Genomic DNA, 17,760 nt, shown 5'->3' with positions numbered 1-17,760 from the left:
TGTCTCAGATAGAGATTTTGGTGAGTTGCATTTTGATGGGGTTTGGGCTGGGCATATGTTATGCAGCGATTTTTGGAAATAACTATGAGGTGCAGCTTGTTGTTCAGACTTTTGATGGTGAACCGATCTCTGAAACTCAGCGGCTTGCGTTTCGGGAGTTTGATTCAAACAAAGTCGCTATTTCTTTGTTGGTAGAAGAAGCTGTTTTTAACTATTACCTTGGTAGGCTTGAGGAATACCGAGCATGTTTTGATGCTGATGAGGTTGACACCAAGGCGCCCAGAGTCCTTACAGTTGATGATATGCGGGGTTTGGTTTCTTTGAAGTGTGTGAAAGTTATGTCCGCTTTTAATGCGGGAGCACGTGAGATTGGTTTTATTTTTGATGCTACCTTTGACCCCCAGCTTGGTTTGGGGGTTCTGGTTACTAACGGTTCTGTGGAAGCTGTTGATACGCAGGATATTTTGCTGGGTTAATTGGTGCAAAAATAGTTGTGAGTCAAACGAGCGAAAAGGGGACAGATTTATTTTGTAAACACAGAGGGAGCGGGCTCGTTGGTTTCTCGGTCTATAAATAAATCTGTCCCCTTTTCTCGTTCGGATATGAGAATGGATACTGGCGTTGGCAAAACTCCGGCAAACAACCAATGAACCCCGCGACAGGAAAACCTGGGAAGGGTCAGGGCGACACACATGTTCCTCTTCCCCCCGACACTTTACCGCCGGTTCGGCGTTGAACTTGAGGTTTGACATAGGTGACGTATGTACGCATTGCCCGATGATTTTGATTTTTTGCTACTGTCCGAGTGTTACTTGGAAATGGTTAGTTTTGGGGTGGCAATCACCAAATTGGAATTTGCACGTCCGCAAGTGGCCCCAGGTGTGCCTCCATATAAAGTCTCTTTCTGTATAGAAGGAGGCTTGACGTATGAGGTCGGCGGCACTTTAGGGCGGCGAGAGTTTTCTGATTCGTATACGAGTGCGCCTTTACTGGACTTTTTATTACAAGATGTCGCGTCGGTTAAAGAGTTTGAAGGCGCAGGGTTGAAGATAACATTCCATTCTGGCGACACGATCGTCGTTGAGGCTGATAGTGGTAGTGGGTATGAGGCCTATTCAATTTATTTGGATTCCGGTGATGTTGTAGTGGTTTAGTTTGCAAATAGATCTCCATTCTCCTGTTTTCATCGAAGTAGGATGGAGTATGAATAGAGTTACAACAGTCCGTAGCTTTGATCTGAGCCTAGGAGCCATTGATGCGACACGATATTGTCCTACGCTTTATTGTAATGATTTTGTTCTGCTTCACGCTGACAGGATGTATCCATTACGAGCATAAAAGCGCAGAAGGAAAACCTTGGGGCGAGATCGCGACGATTCGGCAGTATGACAAAAGTCTGTCGATATATAAGATCGATGACGATACGTCGCTCTATTGGCTAGCCCGCCAAACCGAGTATCGACTCGGGGCAGGAAGGCATAAACTTTCGGTTCAGTACGCCATTGGAACCGAATACTCACGTCCCATTGAAATGACCGTGGATCTGGTCGGTGGCCGTACCTATGGGCTTTATGGCGTCTCTTCGATGAAATGGTGGTATTACGAAGTTCGTGATGTCGAGACAGGGCGTTCCGCGAAAGTTATAGAGCCGGCTGTTACAACTCCGCCTTCTGGATCAGTCGAGCAGGTAGTCCCATGATCCGAGCGGAACACGACCTTATCCAGCACTGATTGGAATACGCAACCGATGCTTTAGAAGAATGAAATATCTTGTATGGGACGTTTCCCATTGACTTGAAGGACATTTCCTAGAAAATCCCAACCCCTTGCGCCTGCCGATTCCGGTGCCTAGTCTTTGTCCACCGCTGCCAATCCAGCGGTCGGGTTTAGCAGCTCGGAGTCACGTTAGGCGCATGGCAACTGCCATTCAGTGCGAGCGATTTTTATCGCTCGAATTCTTATGGCGGCTGTGTGCAGGGCATCCTTGGGTGCGCCGGTTTCCTAACGTACCGGTCTGCTAACCTGCGCACGTCTGCCACCCTCTCGTTTAGCAGCGAACGTGGCGGCTCTTACTTACGTTAGGAGCATTCCATGGACAAACTCATCCCCGACCCACCCGTACCGCCGATGCATCTAGACATCGCCGCCGACGCCAACGCCGAACGTGTCATCGATTCCTATCTGAATCCCAAACCCGCCCAGCCTGACAAGAAGTCATCTCCCGACCTGCTTTTCACGGAAAAGGGGACAGATTTATTTAGTTGCGCTGTGTCTTAAATAAATCTGTCCCCTTTTCTGTACAACTATCACCGTAGACCAAGGCCAGCCTTTTTTCATTTTTTCGTAGTCGTATCAGCTAGTTAGCTGTTAAGTAAGTGTCATTAAAATCTGTCCCCTTTTTACTGTTTACTATAATCCCAAGGGGCAGAAGGTTATGTTTAATTCCTCGAAGAGTCTATGGGAGCCCAAATGAGTGATTTTATTATTTTGTGGACAGCTCCAGTTATGCCGTCCCGTTCACTTGCAGGGATTCCCCTAGGGGTTTCTGTTAGTGACTTTGAAGAGGTACTGAATAAATACGCTCTGAATGACATGGGCGGTATATATGGGTTTGTCAATTCTCCAACTCTAAGGATGGAGAGGAGTATTGATTCCAAAGGAGATGGTGGATATGGGTTTCATGTTGTTGATTTGGAATTGACTAATTGGCGTTTATATTACGATAGCCCAGATCATGCAGGTGTTGAGACAAGGGCCCTTCATGTGCTTACTCGCGACTGGAAGGTTTATGCTGTTAAGGTATGGATGTATGAATGCCTTGCTGATGGTGCCAAGCCAGTCAATTCATATCAAGGTACGCTGCCAGAAGGGATAGGGCTTGGGAGCTTTGTGCGAGAGCTATTACCGTATACAGATCTTGAGTTTGATAGCGCAGAGGAGTGGTTTTACACCAGCGAGGAGTATGGGGGGCTGGAAGTGACCGGTTATTGCAGTGACTTGAATGATAAGTCGGATCAAATTATTACTGCGTTGACAGTTGTTAACTGGCAGTGAAAAGCGACTGCGAAAATAGGTGGAGTTGAATGGGTCTAACTTAGCATGCTTTGGGTAACCATATTCTCTGACAACCGCCCTTGCTGATTGACGTGATTTAGTCCACAAGGATCTAGGGGCTTGAGCAAAAAAGGGTATATTTATTTGTTGTTTGCCATTCAGCTGTCGCCGAAGTATTTCGGTGGTCTGCGATCATTCAAATTTTGCAGGGAAGTAATCATGAAAAAAACCACCTTTTTAGTTCTAGCCATGGCCCTGGCAGGCTGTCACTCAAATGTCAGGGACTCCTCGCCAAGCCTGCTCAAGGACGGCGTCCAGTTGCAGCAAACCAAGGTCGTCGCTGATGCGGAACACGCCAAGATCATCATGAAGGCGACAGGGTTCACTCACCCGGTGCAGTTCTCCATACGACGCAGTTCCGATGCGGATCAGCGTGCCGAGGTCTTGGGAACCGTGGTCGACTCCGGTCGTGGCAAGGTATTCGGCTGGATCGCCAAAGTGAACGAGGTTGCCAACAGCGCCACCGTAAAACGTTTCCCCCAGTTGGAGGTGCAGGCTGACCCCGGGCAAGCGATTGAAGTGATCGGTGAATCACGGGTCTACGACTCGAACTACTACCGCTATGCTGAAAAAATTGTTTATGCATGCGGCCCTATGAGTTCCACTTTCAAGCCCGAGAAGCAAAAAGTTTACCTGGTGGAGTTCGTGATCATTGGGGCAGGTTGCGAGCAGCATGTTTACGATGTCACCCAGCCCCAGGAGCGTATTCCTGTTGCGAGCGCCCAAGGGCACTGAGTTCGACCTAAGAATTAGAAGGACCGGCCTTCCGGACGAGGTGGCAATCGCAGATTTCAGGGGCTGCTGCGCAGCCCAGCGGGGATAAATCCCCTCGCCACAGGTTCTGTGCCCGGCAGGTAGCCGATCTGTCCGGTATGAACCCCCTCACACAATCCCCTTAACGGAACGCCATTTCCTGCCGATACCCTGACGAGCCCGGTTTTCTATCGCGTTTCGGCGCGCGAAAACGGCTAGCAATGCGCGCCACACCGGGCGGTGACACGGCGTTTCGTTGTTTTGCCATTGGGTGCATCTTTTTACTTGCCTGGACATCCTCGATGCTGGCGTACCACCAAAAAAGTTTTCTGATCGTCGATGATTTCTCGGATTTCCGCAGTTCCGTCCGGTCCATGTTGCGTGAATTGGGCGTCAAGGACGTGGACACCGCCGACACCGGTGAAGTGGCGCTGCGCATGTGCTCGCAGAAGCGCTATGACTTCATTTTGCAGGACTATCACCTGGGCGACGGCCGCAAGAACGGTCAGCAGGTGCTGGAAGACCTGATGGTCGAGAAGCTGATCAGCCATGAAAGTGTGTTTCTCATGGTGACGGCTGAAAGCAGTCAGGCGATGGTGCTCAGTGCCCTGGAGCATGAGCCCGATGCGTACCTGACCAAACCGTTCAATCGCTCGGGGCTGGCTCAGCGGCTGGAACGGCTGGAGCAGCGCAAGACCCTGCTCAAACCGATCCTGCAAGCCCTGGATCGTGGCAAGCCGATGGAGGTGCTTAACGCCTGTATCGCCCTGTGCAAGCAGGATCCGCGCTATGGCCCGCTGTGCCTGCGTTATCGGGCCGATGCGCTGCGCGACCTGAATCAGAATGAAGCGCTGGAGCGTCTGTACAACACCATTTTGGCTGACCGTCCTTTGCCGTGGGCCTATGCGGGGCTGGGGAAGTTGTTGTTCAAGCGTGGCCAGGTCAGGCAGGCCAAGGATGTTTATGAAAAAGCCCTGAAAGTATTCCCGATGATGCCGGCGTTGTATGACGGCATGGCTGAAGTGCTGGTGGCCGAAGGCGATACGAAGCAGGCGCAGCAGGTGCTGGAAGAGGCGGTTCGCCTGTCGCCGCTGGCGGTGCGCCGGCAGTCGCTGCTGGGCAAGCTGGCGATGACCAACGAAGATTTCGAGACGGCGTCCAAGGCCTATCGGCAGGCGGTCGGGCAGGGCGCGCAGTCGCGCTTCAAGGACCCGGAAAGCAACCTGGGCCTGGCCCATGCGCTGATCAGCAAGGGCAGCGAGAAAGGCCTGGATACCCGCACCCGGCTGGAAATCAACACCACCCTCAGCGCGGTGGCCAAGGAAAATATCAACGACCCTGGATTGCAGGTGCGTGCGCGGTTGATGAAGGCCACCAGCCTGTTGCTCAACGATGCCGAAACTGCCGAAAAGCTCACCGAACAGGCCTTGCAGCGTCTGGACGGCATGGAGCAGTTCATGAGCGCCGAGGCCGCGTTGCTGGTGGCCAAGCAGTTGCAAATGCTCGGCCAGACCAGCGCTGGCGAGTCGATGCTCAAGAACTGCGCGGAGATCTATGGCGATGATCCGACGGTGATGCAAGGCATCGCCAAGCTGACCGACGACCCGAACATCCTCAATCAAGGCAATGCCGCCGCCGAGCTGAACCGCGAAGGTGTGCGCGTGTACAAGACCGGTGCCTTGCCCGAGGCGCGAGAGCTGTTCCGGCGAGCCCTGAAGATGCAACCGAAGAACATCAGTATTGCTTTGAACATGGCGCAGTCACTGTTGCATGGCACCGATACCAGCGTGGAGTCGGAACTGCTGCAGGAATGCCGCGCCTGCCTGAAACTGGTGGGCATGATGCCCGACACCGATGCGCGTTTTGCGCGTTATCAGAAACTGCGAAGCAAGGCATTTGGCGATGAATGACAGCGAACAGGCCCTCGATTTTTCCACGGTGATCGCATCTACCGTGCACGACATGAAAAACTCCCTGACCTTGCTCATGCAGGCTCATACCCAATGGCTTGAGCGTTTGCCCGACCCTGAGCGGCAGACGTCGGAGCAGGGCGTCATGGAGTTCGAGTTCGCTCATCTCAATGGTCTGCTGGTGCAGTTGCTGGGGTTGTACAAGCTGGGGGTCAACCAATTGCCGCTGCACCCGGCCTATCACGAGCTGGATGACTTTATCGAGGCGCAACTGGCCGGCCATCAGGACGTGTTCCGCAGTCGCGGGATCATGGTCACTTACGACGTCGACCCCCTCAGCCCCTTGGGTTTTTTCGATCGTGAGCTGATTGCCTCAGTGCTCGATAACAGCATCAACAATGCCATCCGCCACGCGCGCCAGGCGTTGCTGATCAGTGCGAGCGACGAGGCCGGGCAACTGGTGCTGACCATCAATGACGACGGCGAAGGCTACCCGGCCGAGATGATCGAGCGTCAGGCCGAGTATGTGCAGGGCATCAATCACAGCAGCGGCAGCACCGGGCTGGGCTTGTACTTCGCCGCGCGGATTGCCGGGTTGCATCAGCGTGGCGGCCAGTGCGGACGTACCGAGATTGCCAATGGCGGCACGTTGGGCGGGGGCGTGTTCCGGATTTATCTGCCCTGAACAATAACCCTGCCTAATACAAAGCAACTGTGGGAGCGGGCTTGCTCGCGAAAGCGGTGGGTCAGTTTGCAAATGTCTTACTGACACACCGCTTTCGCGAGCAAGCCCGCTCCCACACTAGATCCCACCTGTCCCCAGCACTGAGTGTTTATTGTCTTGGGCCGCTTGATATTCCGAACACCCGAAGCCTATTTTGTACGGGTTGCCGATCGCGGCTCGCACATTACAAGGATTGCGTCATGACGACCGATGGCCAGTGTTCACTCGCGCAGCGACTGACGGGCATTGATGAGATTGAGTGTGTCACCCCGGATTTGAATGGCGTGCCACGAGGCAAGGTGATGACCGCCGAGGGCTTCCTCGAGGGCCGACGGTTGCAGATGGCGCGGGGTGTGCTGTTGCAATGCATCATGGGCGGTTATCCGCCGTCGCGTTTTTATGGCAGCGACGACGGCGATCTGGCACTGGTGGCCGACCCGAAACAGATCCACCGCCTGCCTTGGAGCGAACAACCGCGAGCCTTGGCGATTTGCGACGCCGATGAGCTGACCGGGGAAAGCTCGCGGCTCTCCACGCGCGGCCAGCTCAAGCGCGTTGTTGCCCGTTATGCAGCCCTTGGCCTGGCGCCCGTGGTGGCGACCGAGCTGGAATTTTTTGTGTTTGCGCCCAACCCGGACCCGACCCAACCGTTCCAGCCGCCCGTGGGCCTGGACGGACGGCGTGAAGACGGTCATTCGGCGTTCAGCATCAGTTCCAATAATGGCCTGCGCCCGTTCTTCAAAGAGGTCTATGCCTGCATGGCGGCGCTGGGCTTGCCCCGCGACACCTTCATGCATGAAATGGGCGTGAGCCAGTTCGAGATCAATCTGCTGCACGGCGACCCTTTGTTACTGGCCGACCAGACGTTCCTGTTCAAGCACCTGCTCAAGGAAGTGGCGCTCAAGCACGGCCTGACCGTGGTTTGCATGGCCAAGCCCCTGGCCCATACGCCGGGCAGTTCGATGCATATTCACCAGAGCGTCGTCGAGCTGGACAGCGGCCGTAATGTGTTCAGCGACGAAGCGGGCGAGCCAACGGCGGCGTTCCGGCATTTCATCGGCGGGCAACAGGCCGGCATGGCGGATTTCACGGCGCTGTTTGCGCCGAACGTGAACTCCTACCAGCGCCTGTGTCACCCGTTTGCGTCACCGAACAATGCCTGTTGGTCCCATGACAATCGTTCGGCCGGGTTGCGCATTCCCGCCAGTTCGCCAGCGGCCCGTCGGGTCGAGAATCGCTTGCCGGGGGCCGATGCCAACCCGTACCTGGCGATTGCCGCCAGTCTGGCTGCGGGGCTTTATGGCATTGAAAACCGCCTGGAGCCAAGCGCCGCGATCCAGGGCGAATTCCAGGTGCCGGATAATCTTTCGCTGCCATGTACCTTGCATGCCGCCCTGGAACGTCTGAAGCGTAGTCATCTGGCGAAGGAACTGTTCGGTACGGAGTTCATCGAAGGCTACATCGCTTCGAAGACTATGGAACTGACCAGCTTCTTTGATGAAATTACTCCCTGGGAGCGGCGTGTTCTAGCGGCCCAGGCATAACCAAACGTCGCATTCGGGCTATCTTCAAAATAGCCCGTACTCATCTCAAGGAGCCGCTCGGAACGCCGATGCGCCAAATCTGGAAACCTTTTCGAGCGCTGTATTTCGCCTCGCTGATGATGTTGATCGGCTCGGGCCTGCTGAGTACCTACCTGGCCTTGCGCCTGGCCGCCGACAATGTCGACAGCCTGTGGGTCGGTGCGCTGATGGCCGCCAACTATTTCGGCCTGGTGCTGGGCGGCAAGATTGGCCACCGGCTGATCGCCCGCGTCGGGCACATCCGGGCTTATTCGGCCTGCGCCGGGATTGTCGGTGCGGCGGTGCTGGGCCACGGTTTGGTGGATTGGCTGCCGGCCTGGATCGTGCTGCGGGTGATCGTCGGCCTGGGCATGATGTGTCAGTACATGGTGATCGAGAGCTGGCTCAACGAGCAGGCCGATGCCAAGCAGCGTGGTGTGGTGTTCAGTGGTTACATGATCGCCTCCTACCTGGGTCTGGTGCTGGGCCAGTTGATTCTGGTCATGCATCCGTCCCTGGGGCTTGAGCTGCTGATGCTGGTGGCGCTGTGCTTCGCCTTGTGTCTGGTGCCAGTGACATTGACCCGGCGAATTCACCCGGCGGCGCTGCATCCGGCGCCGATGGAGCCACGCTTTTTCATCAAGCGTGTGCCGCAGTCGTTGAGTACGGTGCTGGGCTCGGGGCTGATCGTCGGCTCGTTCTATGGCTTGGCGCCGCTGTACGCCTCTCAGCAGGGGCTGTCGACCGAGCAGGTGGGTTTGTTCATGGGTAGCTGCATCTTTGCCGGATTGCTGGTTCAGTGGCCCCTGGGCTGGCTGTCCGATCGCTATGACCGGGCGCTGCTGATCCGTTGTTTTGCGCTGGTCCTGACGGTCTGTGCGCTGCCGCTGGCGATCCTGCCGACGGTGCCGTTGGAGGTGCTGTTCGTCGCGGGGTTCTTCTGTTCGTTGGTGCAGTTCTGCCTGTATCCGCTGGCGGTGGCGTTTTCCAACGACCACGTAGAAGCTGACCGACGGGTATCCCTGACTGCCATGTTGCTGGTGACCTATGGGGTTGGCGCCAGTATCGGACCGCTGGTAGCAGGGGTGCTGATGAAGATGTTCGGCAGCCAGATGCTCTATGCCTTTTTTGCCTTCTTCGCCCTGGTGCTGGTGTGGCGAATCCGGCCGAAGGCGGTGACCAACCTGCATCAGGTCGACGACGCACCGCTGCATCACGTGGCGATGCCGGACAGCATGTCCAGTTCGCCCCTGGTGGCGTGCCTCGATCCCCGGGTGGACGAACAAGTGGTGCAGGAGCAGATGCACGTCGAGCCTGTGCCGGCGGAAGAGCCAGTCGACGAAGAACCCGTCATGGAGGAAGCTGCCGCCGCAGAGGCGAACGACGAGCCGCCGAGCCCCGATTTCACTCAGGCCAGGCCTTGAGCCAGCCATAAAAAAAACGGGCAGTCACCGCAAGGGACTGCCCGTTTTTTTACGTGTCGAAAATCAGAGGTCGTCTTTGTCGAAACGACGGGCTTCGCGCTGCAGTTGATACACAAAACGCTCAACCTGCCGTTGCACCAGGCCGCTGATGTTGTGGAAGCGCACGCCGGCGAAGGTGGTGTTGATCCTTTCTTCGAAATGCAGATAGCGCAGCTCGACCGGTGCGGTCATGTTGCCGAAGGGCAATGCCGCGATAAAGCGCTCGTAGACCTGGCCCAATTGCAGGCGCGCAGTAATGTCACCTTCGAAACGCAACTTGCAGCCTGTGGCGGAAATGTCCAGCAGCTTGCCGTCCACCGGTGACTTGAGTTTGTCGCCGCCCAGCTCGACGTTCACCAGTTGCGCCAGCTTCAGGGCGGCACGGAAGGCGTTGCGGCGTTGGTGGTAAACCACTTCGTCAGGCAAGGCGCCGCGATAGCAGCGACCATCGCTGGACTCATCGATGGTCAAAGGGCCGTTGCCGTCCCACGCGATGCGCACGCCATCATGAAAACCCTCGACACGAAACGGTTCGCCCGCCAGCAGGAAGCGTTCGCCGTCCCGGGGGATCATTTCGTCCAGGGCGATGACGTTACGCTCTCGGTCGACGTCGACCAGATAGCTCTGAAAGCGCTGGCTGCGTTCGTGAAAGGTGATGATCAGCGGGTCGTGGCTCTCTTGCAGCATCCGCAGGTTGCCGGAAATTTCCAGGGGCGTGGTAAGGACCTTGGGCGGCTGCGGAGCATCATCCGCGTTTGAGGCATTGAACACGGTGGGTCAATCTCCAGGCAAAATACGACGAGTAGCCAGCATTTTGCCAGCATGTGTCGCGCGTTGATAGAGCGCCGGCACTGTTCGTTTCATGCCTGGCTGAGCGGGCGGTGCTTGACCATCTTGGCGGTCGAACCGCGAGCGTCATAGAGCGTCGGGATTTCACCGCCGTTAAGGATGCGCAACTGGTTGGCGGTGGCGGCCTGCTGAACCTGGATCGACTGTCCGTTGCGAGTGTTGGCAGCCTGGCATTGAGCGAGCAGGTCGTTGAGCACTTCGCTTTGGGCCAACAGTTGATCGCCAACCGACGAATGGCTGGCCAGTTGCTCAAGGCCGTCACGATTGGCGGGCAGGTTGAGGCTGGCAAGGATCTCGCTGCGCTTGCGGCCATGCTGATCGAGCAGAATGATCAATGCCTGTTTCTGCGCCAGGATATTCTCCAGCGACGGCATGTCGCGACCGTGCAATGCCAGGGACTCGGCCTGCAATAGCTCCAGCAATTGTTGCGCCGGGGCAAAGTCGTCGGTGATCAGTTGCAATAAATTCGTGTCGTGCATGGCTGGCCTTGGTTCTTAAGCGTCCAAAAGCCTGGCGCTGGCGGTGGCCTAGCGCTGGGCTTCGAAGTTGAGCAGTTTGCTGGCTACACGGTTGCTGTCGACTTTATAGCTGCCATCGGCGATTGCTGCTTTCAACTCGGCCACGCGGGCGTTGTCGACGACAGGTTGATCGCGCAGCTTGTCAGTGACCTTCTGCAACTGCTGAGCCTCATTGCTGAGGTGTACCGACTCCCCGTTGCTGACAGTGGCGGCTTTTTCGGCCGGCGCGGATTTGTCGGCTTCGACGGTTTCCTTGCTGGCGTTAGGACGCGTGGTGCCTGTTAGCGGTGAGGAGCTGTTTAAACGATTGAAATCGATGACCATGGTAAAAAACCTCTGGGTATTTGGACGCTTGCCATGTTTTCGGCCATCCCCAAAAAAACTTTAGGCTCATTTATTCAATGAACGTGCGCACGTCTGCGCTTGCCTTTGCGTAAGGCACAGTCTAGGGAACACCGTGGGCAAGCGCCAGCTCTCTACCCATTTCCAGCCGATTGCTACATAGCCACTTCCACATGGCCGGGGGCCATTACCTGCGCCTTGATAACGCGTTGGGAGTTAAGGTTTTTCACCCGAATCTGTTCTCGCATGCCACCGTTGGATAACGCCTCGCCCGGCATCCGCACGGCCAGGGTCCCACTGCGGGCAGTGATGACCACCTGATCGCCCTTGCGGACCACTTCGGCCTGTTCGAGGTGGACCAGGGTAATGACCTGGTCGGCGACCATTGGTCGGACAAGTTTCTGGCCGATGGCCTGATCGACGGAGGTCAGGAACCCCTGGTTGATCTGGCTGACATCCCGTTCCCGCAGCGTCACATCCTGAGGCTCGACGATCCCGGCCCGCTTGAGCGGACGGGTGGTGGTGACGATTTCGCGAAACAGGCGCACTTGAGCGGGCACGAACACCGTCCAGGGCGCGGCGCTGTCGCAACGCAGCTTCACCGTGACCCGACCCAATGGTCTGGCCGGGCTCTCCAGGGAAGCAGTCAATTCCTTGTCACACATGGGCATGCGCAGGCGTGGATCGAGCTGGTTGACTTCGATTTCGTAGCGACCTTCGGTTTGACTGGTTGCCAGGTAGTCTTCTACGGTGAATTCAAGAAAGCCCTGAGTGACGCCGATAAGGAGATCAGGCAAGGTAACCGGAACAGCACCAACGGCAGGGCCGCCCAAAGTGAGCAGGCAGGCAGCCAACAGTGCACCGAGCCAGTGGCGGCAGTGAGTGGTCAGGCGTCGAAAAAATGTCGTTTGTGCGTTCATGCCGGTTCAATAGCAAGCCCCGTGCCGTTTAGTGATGAATGCGCGTCGGACACATTAGCGTTAGGTAGGAGTCAGGGCATGGCGGGAGTAATGGATTCGGTAAACCAGCGCACTCAACTGGTCGGTCAGAATCGCCTGGAGCTGTTGTTGTTCCGTCTCGACGGGCAACAGATGTACGGGATCAACGTGTTCAAGGTTCGCGAGGTGCTTCAATGCCCGAAGCTGACCCTGATGCCCAAGTCCAGCCCCGTCGTGTGCGGTGTGGCCAATATTCGCGGAGCAACCATCCCGATTCTTGATCTGGCGATGGCCACCGGTTCGGGGCGGCTGCTGGATCAGAGCAATCCGTTCGTGATCATCACCGAGTACAACACCAAGACCCAGGGTTTCCTGGTGCGCTCGGTGGAGCGCATCGTCAACATGAACTGGGAGGAGATCCATCCGCCGCCCAAGGGCACCGGTCGCGATCACTACCTCACGGCGGTGACCCGGGTCGATAACCAGTTGGTGGAAATCATCGACGTGGAGAAAATCCTCGCCGAAGTGGCACCGACCCCGGAAACGATTTCCGTGGGGGTGGTCGACGCCGAAACCCAGCACAAGGCGATTTCACTGCGTGTCCTGACGGTCGATGATTCTTCGGTGGCACGTAAGCAGGTGACCCGTTGTCTACAAACGGTCGGTGTCGAAGTGGTAGCGTTGAACGACGGACGCCAGGCCCTGGATTACCTGCGCAAGCTGGTGGAAGAGGGCAAGAAGCCGGAAGAGGAGTTTCTGATGATGATCTCCGACATTGAAATGCCGGAGATGGACGGGTACACCCTGACGTCGGAAATCCGCAACGACCCGCGCATGCAAAAGCTGCATATTGTCTTGCACACTTCGTTGTCCGGTGTTTTCAACCAGGCGATGGTCAAGAAGGTGGGGGCCGATGATTTCCTGGCCAAGTTCCGGCCCGATGACCTGGCTTCCCGGGTGGTCGAGCGCATCAAGGCAGCAGAATAAAGGTCGGGCGCGTTGTGCGCCCGGCAAATCAACACGATGAAAGAGGCGGTATTTTGTCTACGGGTAATTTGGATTTCGAACAGTTCCGGGTCTTCCTGGAAAAAGCCTGTGGCATTTTGCTTGGTGAAAACAAGCAATACCTGGTGTCGAGCCGTCTCAATAAATTGATGGAACAGCAGGGCCTGAAATCGTTGGGCGAACTGGTCCAGCGCATCCAGACCCAGCCACGCAGTGGGTTGCGCGAGATGGTGGTGGATGCCATGACCACCAACGAAACCCTGTGGTTTCGCGACACCTATCCGTTCGAGGTGTTGAAGAACAGGGTGCTGCCGGCGGCCATCAAGGCCAGTCCGGGGCAACGCTTGCGGATCTGGTCGGCGGCCTGTTCGTCGGGACAGGAACCCTATTCGCTGTCGATGTCCATCGATGAGTTCGAGCGGACCAATATCGGCCAGCTGAAAATGGGCGTGCAGATCGTCGCCACCGATTTGTCCGGGACGATGCTCAATAACTGCAAGACCGGTGAGTACGACAGCCTGGCCATCGGTCGTGGCCTGTCGCCTGATCGCCTGCAACGCTACTTCGACCCCAAAGGGCCGGGCCGCTGGGTGGTCAAGGCGCCGATCAAGAACCGCGTGGAGTTCCGTTCGTTCAACCTGCTGGACAGCTACGCCAGCCTGGGCAAGTTCGACATCGTGTTCTGCCGCAACGTGCTGATCTACTTCTCTGCCGAAGTGAAAAAAGACATCCTGCTGCGCATCCACAGCACGCTCAAACCGGGCGGCTACCTGTTCCTCGGCGCCTCCGAGGCCCTGAACGGTTTGCCGGACCATTACCAGATGGTGCAGTGCAGCCCAGGGATCATCTATCAGGCGAAGTGATTCGCTCGGGTTGTCAAAAAACGGGAGTCCTCAGGGGCTCCCTTTTTTATACCTGCCAATTTCCTCCCCACCACCACTATCCCTGTGGGAGCGGGCTTGCTCGCGAATGCAATTGCACATTCAGCATTGTTGCAAGCTGACCCGCCGCCTTCGCGAGCAAGCCCGCTCCCACAAGTTGAGTGTCATTGCGCTTGAGAAGCGGCAGAAAAGCGGCAGCCAGCGGAAACCGATTGCCGCTTTTCTGGCATTGCCGCCTTGCCGATGCCCGCAAAGCCCCGGTTTATGGGGTTTTTGAAAGTGGCACGACGCTTGCTATGTCCATCGTACGTAAATTCTGGTCACCCGAAGGTTTCCAACATGAGCATCAGTTTCGATAAAGCGCTCGGCATCCACGAAAAGGCTTTGAGCTTCCGCGCCCAGCGTGCCGAAGTCCTGGCCAACAACATCGCCAACGCCGACACCCCGAACTTCAAGGCTCGGGATCTGGACTTCTCCAAAGTGCTCGCCGAGCAGAACGAGAAGACCAAGAACGGCCACTTCGCCCTGAACATGACCAACAGCCGTCATATCGAAGCGGAAGGCCTGGGCAATGGCGATGAATCGCTGATGTACCGCACGCCGATGCAGCCTTCGATCGACCAGAACACTGTGGATGCTCAACTGGAACAGTCCAACTACACGGAAAACTCCGTGAACTTCCAGGCCAGCTTCACCCTGCTCAATAGCAAATTCAAAGGGCTGGTATCGGCCCTGCGCGGAGAGTAAGTCATGTCGATTGCGAGCGTATTCAACATTGCCGGCAGCGCCATGAGTGCCCAGACCACGCGTCTGAACACCGTCGCCAGTAACATCGCCAACGCCGAGACCGTTTCGTCGAGCATCGACCAGACCTACCGCGCCCGTCACCCGGTATTCGCCACCATGTTCCAGGGCGGCCAATCCGGCGGCAGCGACTCGCTGTTCCAGGAGCAGGACGCCGCAGGGCAGGGTGTGCAGGTGCTCGGTGTGGTCGAAGACCAGAGCAACCTCGACGCACGCTACGAGCCGAACCATCCGGCCGCCGACGCCAAGGGCTACGTCTATTACCCGAACGTCAACGTCGTCGAAGAAATGGCCGACATGATTTCCGCCAGTCGTTCGTTCCAGACCAACGTCGAAATGATGAACACCGCCAAAACCATGATGCAGAAGGTCCTGACCCTCGGTCAGTGATAAGGGGCGAGTCACATGAGCGTCACCAACACTACCAGTGGTTTGAGCCTAAACGAGATTCTGGCCAACTCCTCGGTCAAGACCAACACCACCACCGATGGGCTGGGGGCGGCAACGAACGCAGCTACCGGCTCCAAGGAGCTGGGCAAGGATGCGTTCCTGCAACTGCTGGTCACCCAGCTGAAAAACCAGAACCCGCTGGAGCCGCAGGATAACGGCGAGTTCGTTGCCCAGCTGGCGCAGTTCAGCAGCCTGGAAGGCATCACCACGCTCAACGAAACCGTCAGTGGTATTGCCGGTAACTACAACTCGTCCCAGGCCCTGCAAGCCTCGTCCCTGGTGGGCCGTTCGGTCATCGCCCCGGGTGACAAGGCGGTGGTCGATACCTCCAAGAGCCTTAACGGCACGGTGGTGGTACCGGCCTCGGTGTCCTCGCTCGCGATCAAGATCGCGGACAAGGACGGCAAGACCGTCCGTACGATCGAGCTGGGCAGCCAGAATGCCGGTAACTCGGCCTTCATTTGGGATGGCAAGAACGATGCGGGCACCACCCTTGAGTCGGGCACTTACACCTTCACCGCTTCGACCACTATCGACGACAAGCCTGTGTCGCTGATCACCCACCTGCCGGCCACTGTCAGCAGCGTGACGATCAGCCAGACGGGCGGTGAGCTGATGCTCAACCTCGCCGGGCTGGGCAGCATTGCCCTGTCCAAAGTACAAACTATTGGTATGTAGAGCCGACTAAACCGGCAAAAGGAGTGCAACATGTCTTTCAACATCGGCCTTAGCGGTCTCTATGCAGCCAACAAGCACCTGGACGTAACCGGCAACAACATCGCCAACGTGGCGACCACCGGTTTCAAATCGTCCCGTGCGGAATTCGAAGACGTCTACTCGGCTACCAGACTGGGCAGCGGCACCAAGACCGTCGGCAACGGCGTGCGCTTGGCCAACGTCTCCCAGCAGTTCAGCCAGGGTGACGTCAACAACACCGGCAACGTATTGGACATGGGTATCCAGGGCTCCGGCTTCTTTGTCCTGAGCAACGACGGTTCCCTGAGCTACACCCGTGCCGGTACGTTCAAGACCGACAAGGAAGGCTACATCACCAACAGCGATGGCACTGCGCGTTTGCAGGGCTATGGCGTGGATGCCAATGGCAACATCCTCAACGGTATTCTGACCGACCTGCGCATCGACACCTCCAACCTGCCGCCACAAGCGACCAGCCTGGTTTCGTCGACGATCAACCTGAATTCGACAGCAACGCCGATTTCACAGGCGGCGCCCTACGTATTCGATCCAACCGATACCGCCACGTTCACCAAGCAATTCACCACCCCTGTCTACGATACCCAGGGCAACCAGCACTCCATGGACCAGTACATGGTCAAGACTGGCGCCAACACGTGGGATGTCTACACCCTGATCGATGGTCGTAACCTGGATGGCAGCGCGCCGGTCGCTCCAAACGCTCCCGTTCCTTCGACGATGACCTTTGATTCGAGTGGTAAGTTGGTCCAGGTCAGCACCCCGCCTGCGACCATCAACAACGATCTGGTACTCACTGGCTGGGTGCCTGGCACCGTGACCAACGGTGTGTGGACCGCCAACGGCGCCGGCTCGTCGACTATCACCGTCTCCATGGCCAACACCACCCAGTTCAACGCCGACACCGCGCGTTCGATTCCTGCCCAGAACGGCTACGCCACTGGCCAGATCACCAACCTGACCATCGACGGTAGCGGTGTACTGTTGGCCAACTTCAGCAACAACCAGACCAAGCCGATCGGTCAGCTCGCCCTCGCCAGCTTCACCAACGAGCAAGGCCTGCAGCCGGTAGGCGGCAGCGGCTGGAAAGAAACCTTTGCGTCGGGCATCCCTGGCTACGATGCCCCGGAAACCGGCACCCTGGGGTCGATCGTCTCCAACTCCCTGGAAGAGTCCAACGTCAACCTGACCAACGAACTGGTCGAGCTGATCAAGGCCCAGAGCAACTACCAGGCGAACGCCAAGACCATCTCTACCCAAAGCACCATCATGCAGACCATCATTCAGATGGCGTGATATCGATGGATGCTTGAAAGCAGCACAAGGAGCCCCTCGCACGAGGGGCTTTTTCTTGAGCGCCGGTTTTTTTGGTGCCTGTTCCGGCCTCTTCGCGAGCAAGCTGTTCTGGTCAAGTTTTTCCGGACACCGATTACGGTGATCAAGCTGCCTGCTGCTCCATGGCTATTGGCGGCAGGTAGTTGTTATAGCTGTGGAGCCTGATTCGGTTGTATCGCATGAAGAAGCTGGTCATATCCTGCTTGGCTTCTTCAACTGTCGTGTAGCCCTTGATGGGCACCCACTCTGATTTGAGCGTCCCGAAAAAACGCTCTGTTGGCGCGTTGTCCCAGCATTGTCCTCGACGACTCATGCTTTGCGTTATCCCATGCTCAAGCAGCTCAGATTGAAAGCGCTGGCTGGTGTATTGGCAGCCTTGATCCGAATGAAACATCAAG

At 56.8% G+C, this 17,760-nt stretch carries 21 protein-coding genes; 16 read left to right on the top strand and 5 right to left on the bottom strand.

Annotation, left to right across the window (positions count from 1 at the left end; genetic code table 11):
* Positions 1 to 20 precede the first annotated feature (20 nt).
* From BMY45_RS00105 to BMY45_RS00060, 10 genes are all read left to right on the top strand, one after another.
* Positions 21 to 476 carry a DUF6985 domain-containing protein gene (locus BMY45_RS00105; RefSeq protein ID WP_143071590.1) on the top strand — a complete coding sequence of 152 codons (456 nt, stop codon included), beginning with the start codon at positions 21 to 23 and terminating at the stop codon, positions 474 to 476.
* 285 nt (positions 477 to 761) lie between these two features.
* Positions 762 to 1,154: a hypothetical protein gene (locus BMY45_RS00100; RefSeq protein ID WP_025211708.1), complete on the top strand. Its 393-nt coding sequence runs from the start codon at positions 762 to 764 to the stop codon at positions 1,152 to 1,154.
* A 101-nt stretch (positions 1,155 to 1,255) separates the two neighbouring features.
* Complete coding sequence (locus BMY45_RS00095) at positions 1,256 to 1,699, top strand: hypothetical protein (RefSeq protein ID WP_092392940.1); 444 nt, start codon at positions 1,256 to 1,258, stop codon at positions 1,697 to 1,699.
* A 392-nt stretch (positions 1,700 to 2,091) separates the two neighbouring features.
* Complete coding sequence (locus BMY45_RS00090) at positions 2,092 to 2,277, top strand: hypothetical protein (RefSeq protein ID WP_092392937.1); 186 nt, start codon at positions 2,092 to 2,094, stop codon at positions 2,275 to 2,277.
* Positions 2,278 to 2,469: 192 nt separating this feature from the next.
* Complete coding sequence (locus tag BMY45_RS00085) at positions 2,470 to 3,054, top strand: hypothetical protein (protein ID WP_143071589.1); 585 nt, start codon at positions 2,470 to 2,472, stop codon at positions 3,052 to 3,054.
* A 219-nt stretch (positions 3,055 to 3,273) separates the two neighbouring features.
* Entirely contained in the window at positions 3,274 to 3,849 is a 576-nt protein-coding gene (locus BMY45_RS00080; RefSeq protein WP_092394858.1) for a hypothetical protein, read from the top strand.
* A gap of 320 nt (positions 3,850 to 4,169) precedes the next feature.
* Positions 4,170 to 5,777: a tetratricopeptide repeat-containing response regulator gene (locus BMY45_RS00075; RefSeq protein ID WP_092392931.1), complete on the top strand. Its 1,608-nt coding sequence runs from the start codon at positions 4,170 to 4,172 to the stop codon at positions 5,775 to 5,777.
* Positions 5,770 to 6,462 carry a sensor histidine kinase gene (locus tag BMY45_RS00070; protein ID WP_092392928.1) on the top strand — a complete coding sequence of 231 codons (693 nt, stop codon included), beginning with the start codon at positions 5,770 to 5,772 and terminating at the stop codon, positions 6,460 to 6,462. Before BMY45_RS00075 ends, BMY45_RS00070 begins: the two co-directional genes overlap by 8 nt.
* Positions 6,463 to 6,803: 341 nt before the next feature.
* On the top strand, positions 6,804 to 8,045 hold the full coding sequence (locus tag BMY45_RS00065) for a glutamine synthetase family protein (RefSeq protein ID WP_177193295.1): 1,242 nt from the start codon (positions 6,804 to 6,806) through the stop codon (positions 8,043 to 8,045).
* 68 nt (positions 8,046 to 8,113) lie between these two features.
* Positions 8,114 to 9,487, top strand: a complete 1,374-nt coding sequence (locus tag BMY45_RS00060) for an MFS transporter (RefSeq protein WP_092392922.1) — start codon at positions 8,114 to 8,116, stop codon at positions 9,485 to 9,487.
* Between the two features lie 63 nt (positions 9,488 to 9,550).
* Here the strand turns inward: BMY45_RS00060 and BMY45_RS00055 are convergent, their stop codons facing one another.
* The 4 genes from BMY45_RS00055 to flgA form a co-directional block, all read right to left on the bottom strand.
* Positions 9,551 to 10,297 (bottom strand): flagellar brake protein, encoded by a 747-nt coding sequence (locus BMY45_RS00055; RefSeq protein ID WP_092392919.1) that lies wholly within the window; start codon positions 10,295 to 10,297, stop codon positions 9,551 to 9,553.
* 89 nt (positions 10,298 to 10,386) lie between these two features.
* Positions 10,387 to 10,854 (bottom strand): flagella synthesis protein FlgN, encoded by a 468-nt coding sequence (locus BMY45_RS00050; RefSeq protein WP_092392916.1) that lies wholly within the window; start codon positions 10,852 to 10,854, stop codon positions 10,387 to 10,389.
* 48 nt (positions 10,855 to 10,902) lie between these two features.
* On the bottom strand, positions 10,903 to 11,217 hold the full coding sequence (flgM, locus tag BMY45_RS00045; RefSeq protein ID WP_092392913.1) for a flagellar biosynthesis anti-sigma factor FlgM: 315 nt from the start codon (positions 11,215 to 11,217) through the stop codon (positions 10,903 to 10,905).
* Positions 11,218 to 11,390: 173 nt separating this feature from the next.
* Positions 11,391 to 12,155, bottom strand: a complete 765-nt coding sequence (flgA, locus tag BMY45_RS00040) for a flagellar basal body P-ring formation chaperone FlgA (RefSeq protein WP_092392910.1) — start codon at positions 12,153 to 12,155, stop codon at positions 11,391 to 11,393.
* A gap of 78 nt (positions 12,156 to 12,233) precedes the next feature.
* Between flgA and BMY45_RS00035 the strand changes: the two genes are divergently transcribed.
* The 6 genes from BMY45_RS00035 (at position 12,234) to flgE (ending at position 17,323) form a co-directional block, all read left to right on the top strand.
* Entirely contained in the window at positions 12,234 to 13,160 is a 927-nt protein-coding gene (locus BMY45_RS00035) for a chemotaxis protein CheV (RefSeq protein WP_047228760.1), read from the top strand.
* Positions 13,161 to 13,213: 53 nt separating this feature from the next.
* Entirely contained in the window at positions 13,214 to 14,041 is an 828-nt protein-coding gene (gene cheR / locus BMY45_RS00030; protein WP_092392907.1) for a protein-glutamate O-methyltransferase CheR, read from the top strand.
* Between the two features lie 357 nt (positions 14,042 to 14,398).
* Positions 14,399 to 14,806 carry a flagellar basal body rod protein FlgB gene (gene flgB / locus BMY45_RS00025; RefSeq protein ID WP_092392904.1) on the top strand — a complete coding sequence of 136 codons (408 nt, stop codon included), beginning with the start codon at positions 14,399 to 14,401 and terminating at the stop codon, positions 14,804 to 14,806.
* Positions 14,807 to 14,809: 3 nt separating this feature from the next.
* Positions 14,810 to 15,253 (top strand): flagellar basal body rod protein FlgC, encoded by a 444-nt coding sequence (gene flgC, locus BMY45_RS00020; RefSeq protein ID WP_014339780.1) that lies wholly within the window; start codon positions 14,810 to 14,812, stop codon positions 15,251 to 15,253.
* Between the two features lie 15 nt (positions 15,254 to 15,268).
* Positions 15,269 to 15,991, top strand: a complete 723-nt coding sequence (gene flgD / locus BMY45_RS00015) for a flagellar hook assembly protein FlgD (RefSeq protein ID WP_092392901.1) — start codon at positions 15,269 to 15,271, stop codon at positions 15,989 to 15,991.
* A 30-nt stretch (positions 15,992 to 16,021) separates the two neighbouring features.
* A complete protein-coding gene (gene flgE, locus BMY45_RS00010) occupies positions 16,022 to 17,323 on the top strand; it encodes a flagellar hook protein FlgE (protein WP_092392897.1) in 1,302 nt (433 codons plus the stop codon).
* Positions 17,324 to 17,465: 142 nt separating this feature from the next.
* Here flgE and BMY45_RS28545 read toward each other — a convergent pair.
* Positions 17,466 to 17,760: integrase core domain-containing protein (locus BMY45_RS28545; protein WP_177193286.1), on the bottom strand; the 295-nt coding region annotated here is incomplete at its 5' end.

Source organism: Pseudomonas sp. NFACC39-1, assembly GCF_900110355.1.
GTDB lineage: Bacteria > Pseudomonadota > Gammaproteobacteria > Pseudomonadales > Pseudomonadaceae > Aquipseudomonas > Aquipseudomonas tehranensis.
Note: the sequence above shows the minus strand (reverse complement) of the source record. Positions and strands in the feature narration are given on the sequence as shown.

What these genes read in the sequence shown, in the direction of transcription:
- BMY45_RS00100 (WP_025211708.1), top strand. Translation starts at nt 762, where the DNA reads ATGTACGCATTGCCCGATGATTTTGATTTTTTGCTACTGTCCGAGTGT.
- BMY45_RS00095 (WP_092392940.1), top strand. Translation starts at nt 1,256, where the DNA reads ATGCGACACGATATTGTCCTACGCTTTATTGTAATGATTTTGTTCTGC.
- BMY45_RS00090 (WP_092392937.1), top strand. Translation starts at nt 2,092, where the DNA reads ATGGACAAACTCATCCCCGACCCACCCGTACCGCCGATGCATCTAGAC.
- BMY45_RS00085 (WP_143071589.1), top strand. Translation starts at nt 2,470, where the DNA reads ATGAGTGATTTTATTATTTTGTGGACAGCTCCAGTTATGCCGTCCCGT.
- BMY45_RS00080 (WP_092394858.1), top strand. Translation starts at nt 3,274, where the DNA reads ATGAAAAAAACCACCTTTTTAGTTCTAGCCATGGCCCTGGCAGGCTGT.
- BMY45_RS00075 (WP_092392931.1), top strand. Translation starts at nt 4,170, where the DNA reads ATGCTGGCGTACCACCAAAAAAGTTTTCTGATCGTCGATGATTTCTCG.
- BMY45_RS00070 (WP_092392928.1), top strand. Translation starts at nt 5,770, where the DNA reads ATGAATGACAGCGAACAGGCCCTCGATTTTTCCACGGTGATCGCATCT.
- BMY45_RS00065 (WP_177193295.1), top strand. Translation starts at nt 6,804, where the DNA reads ATGACCGCCGAGGGCTTCCTCGAGGGCCGACGGTTGCAGATGGCGCGG.
- BMY45_RS00060 (WP_092392922.1), top strand. Translation starts at nt 8,114, where the DNA reads ATGCGCCAAATCTGGAAACCTTTTCGAGCGCTGTATTTCGCCTCGCTG.
- BMY45_RS00050 (WP_092392916.1), bottom strand. Translation starts at nt 10,854, where the DNA reads ATGCACGACACGAATTTATTGCAACTGATCACCGACGACTTTGCCCCG.
- flgM (WP_092392913.1), bottom strand. Translation starts at nt 11,217, where the DNA reads ATGGTCATCGATTTCAATCGTTTAAACAGCTCCTCACCGCTAACAGGC.
- flgA (WP_092392910.1), bottom strand. Translation starts at nt 12,155, where the DNA reads ATGAACGCACAAACGACATTTTTTCGACGCCTGACCACTCACTGCCGC.
- BMY45_RS00035 (WP_047228760.1), top strand. Translation starts at nt 12,234, where the DNA reads ATGGCGGGAGTAATGGATTCGGTAAACCAGCGCACTCAACTGGTCGGT.
- flgB (WP_092392904.1), top strand. Translation starts at nt 14,399, where the DNA reads ATGAGCATCAGTTTCGATAAAGCGCTCGGCATCCACGAAAAGGCTTTG.
- flgC (WP_014339780.1), top strand. Translation starts at nt 14,810, where the DNA reads ATGTCGATTGCGAGCGTATTCAACATTGCCGGCAGCGCCATGAGTGCC.
- flgD (WP_092392901.1), top strand. Translation starts at nt 15,269, where the DNA reads ATGAGCGTCACCAACACTACCAGTGGTTTGAGCCTAAACGAGATTCTG.
- flgE (WP_092392897.1), top strand. Translation starts at nt 16,022, where the DNA reads ATGTCTTTCAACATCGGCCTTAGCGGTCTCTATGCAGCCAACAAGCAC.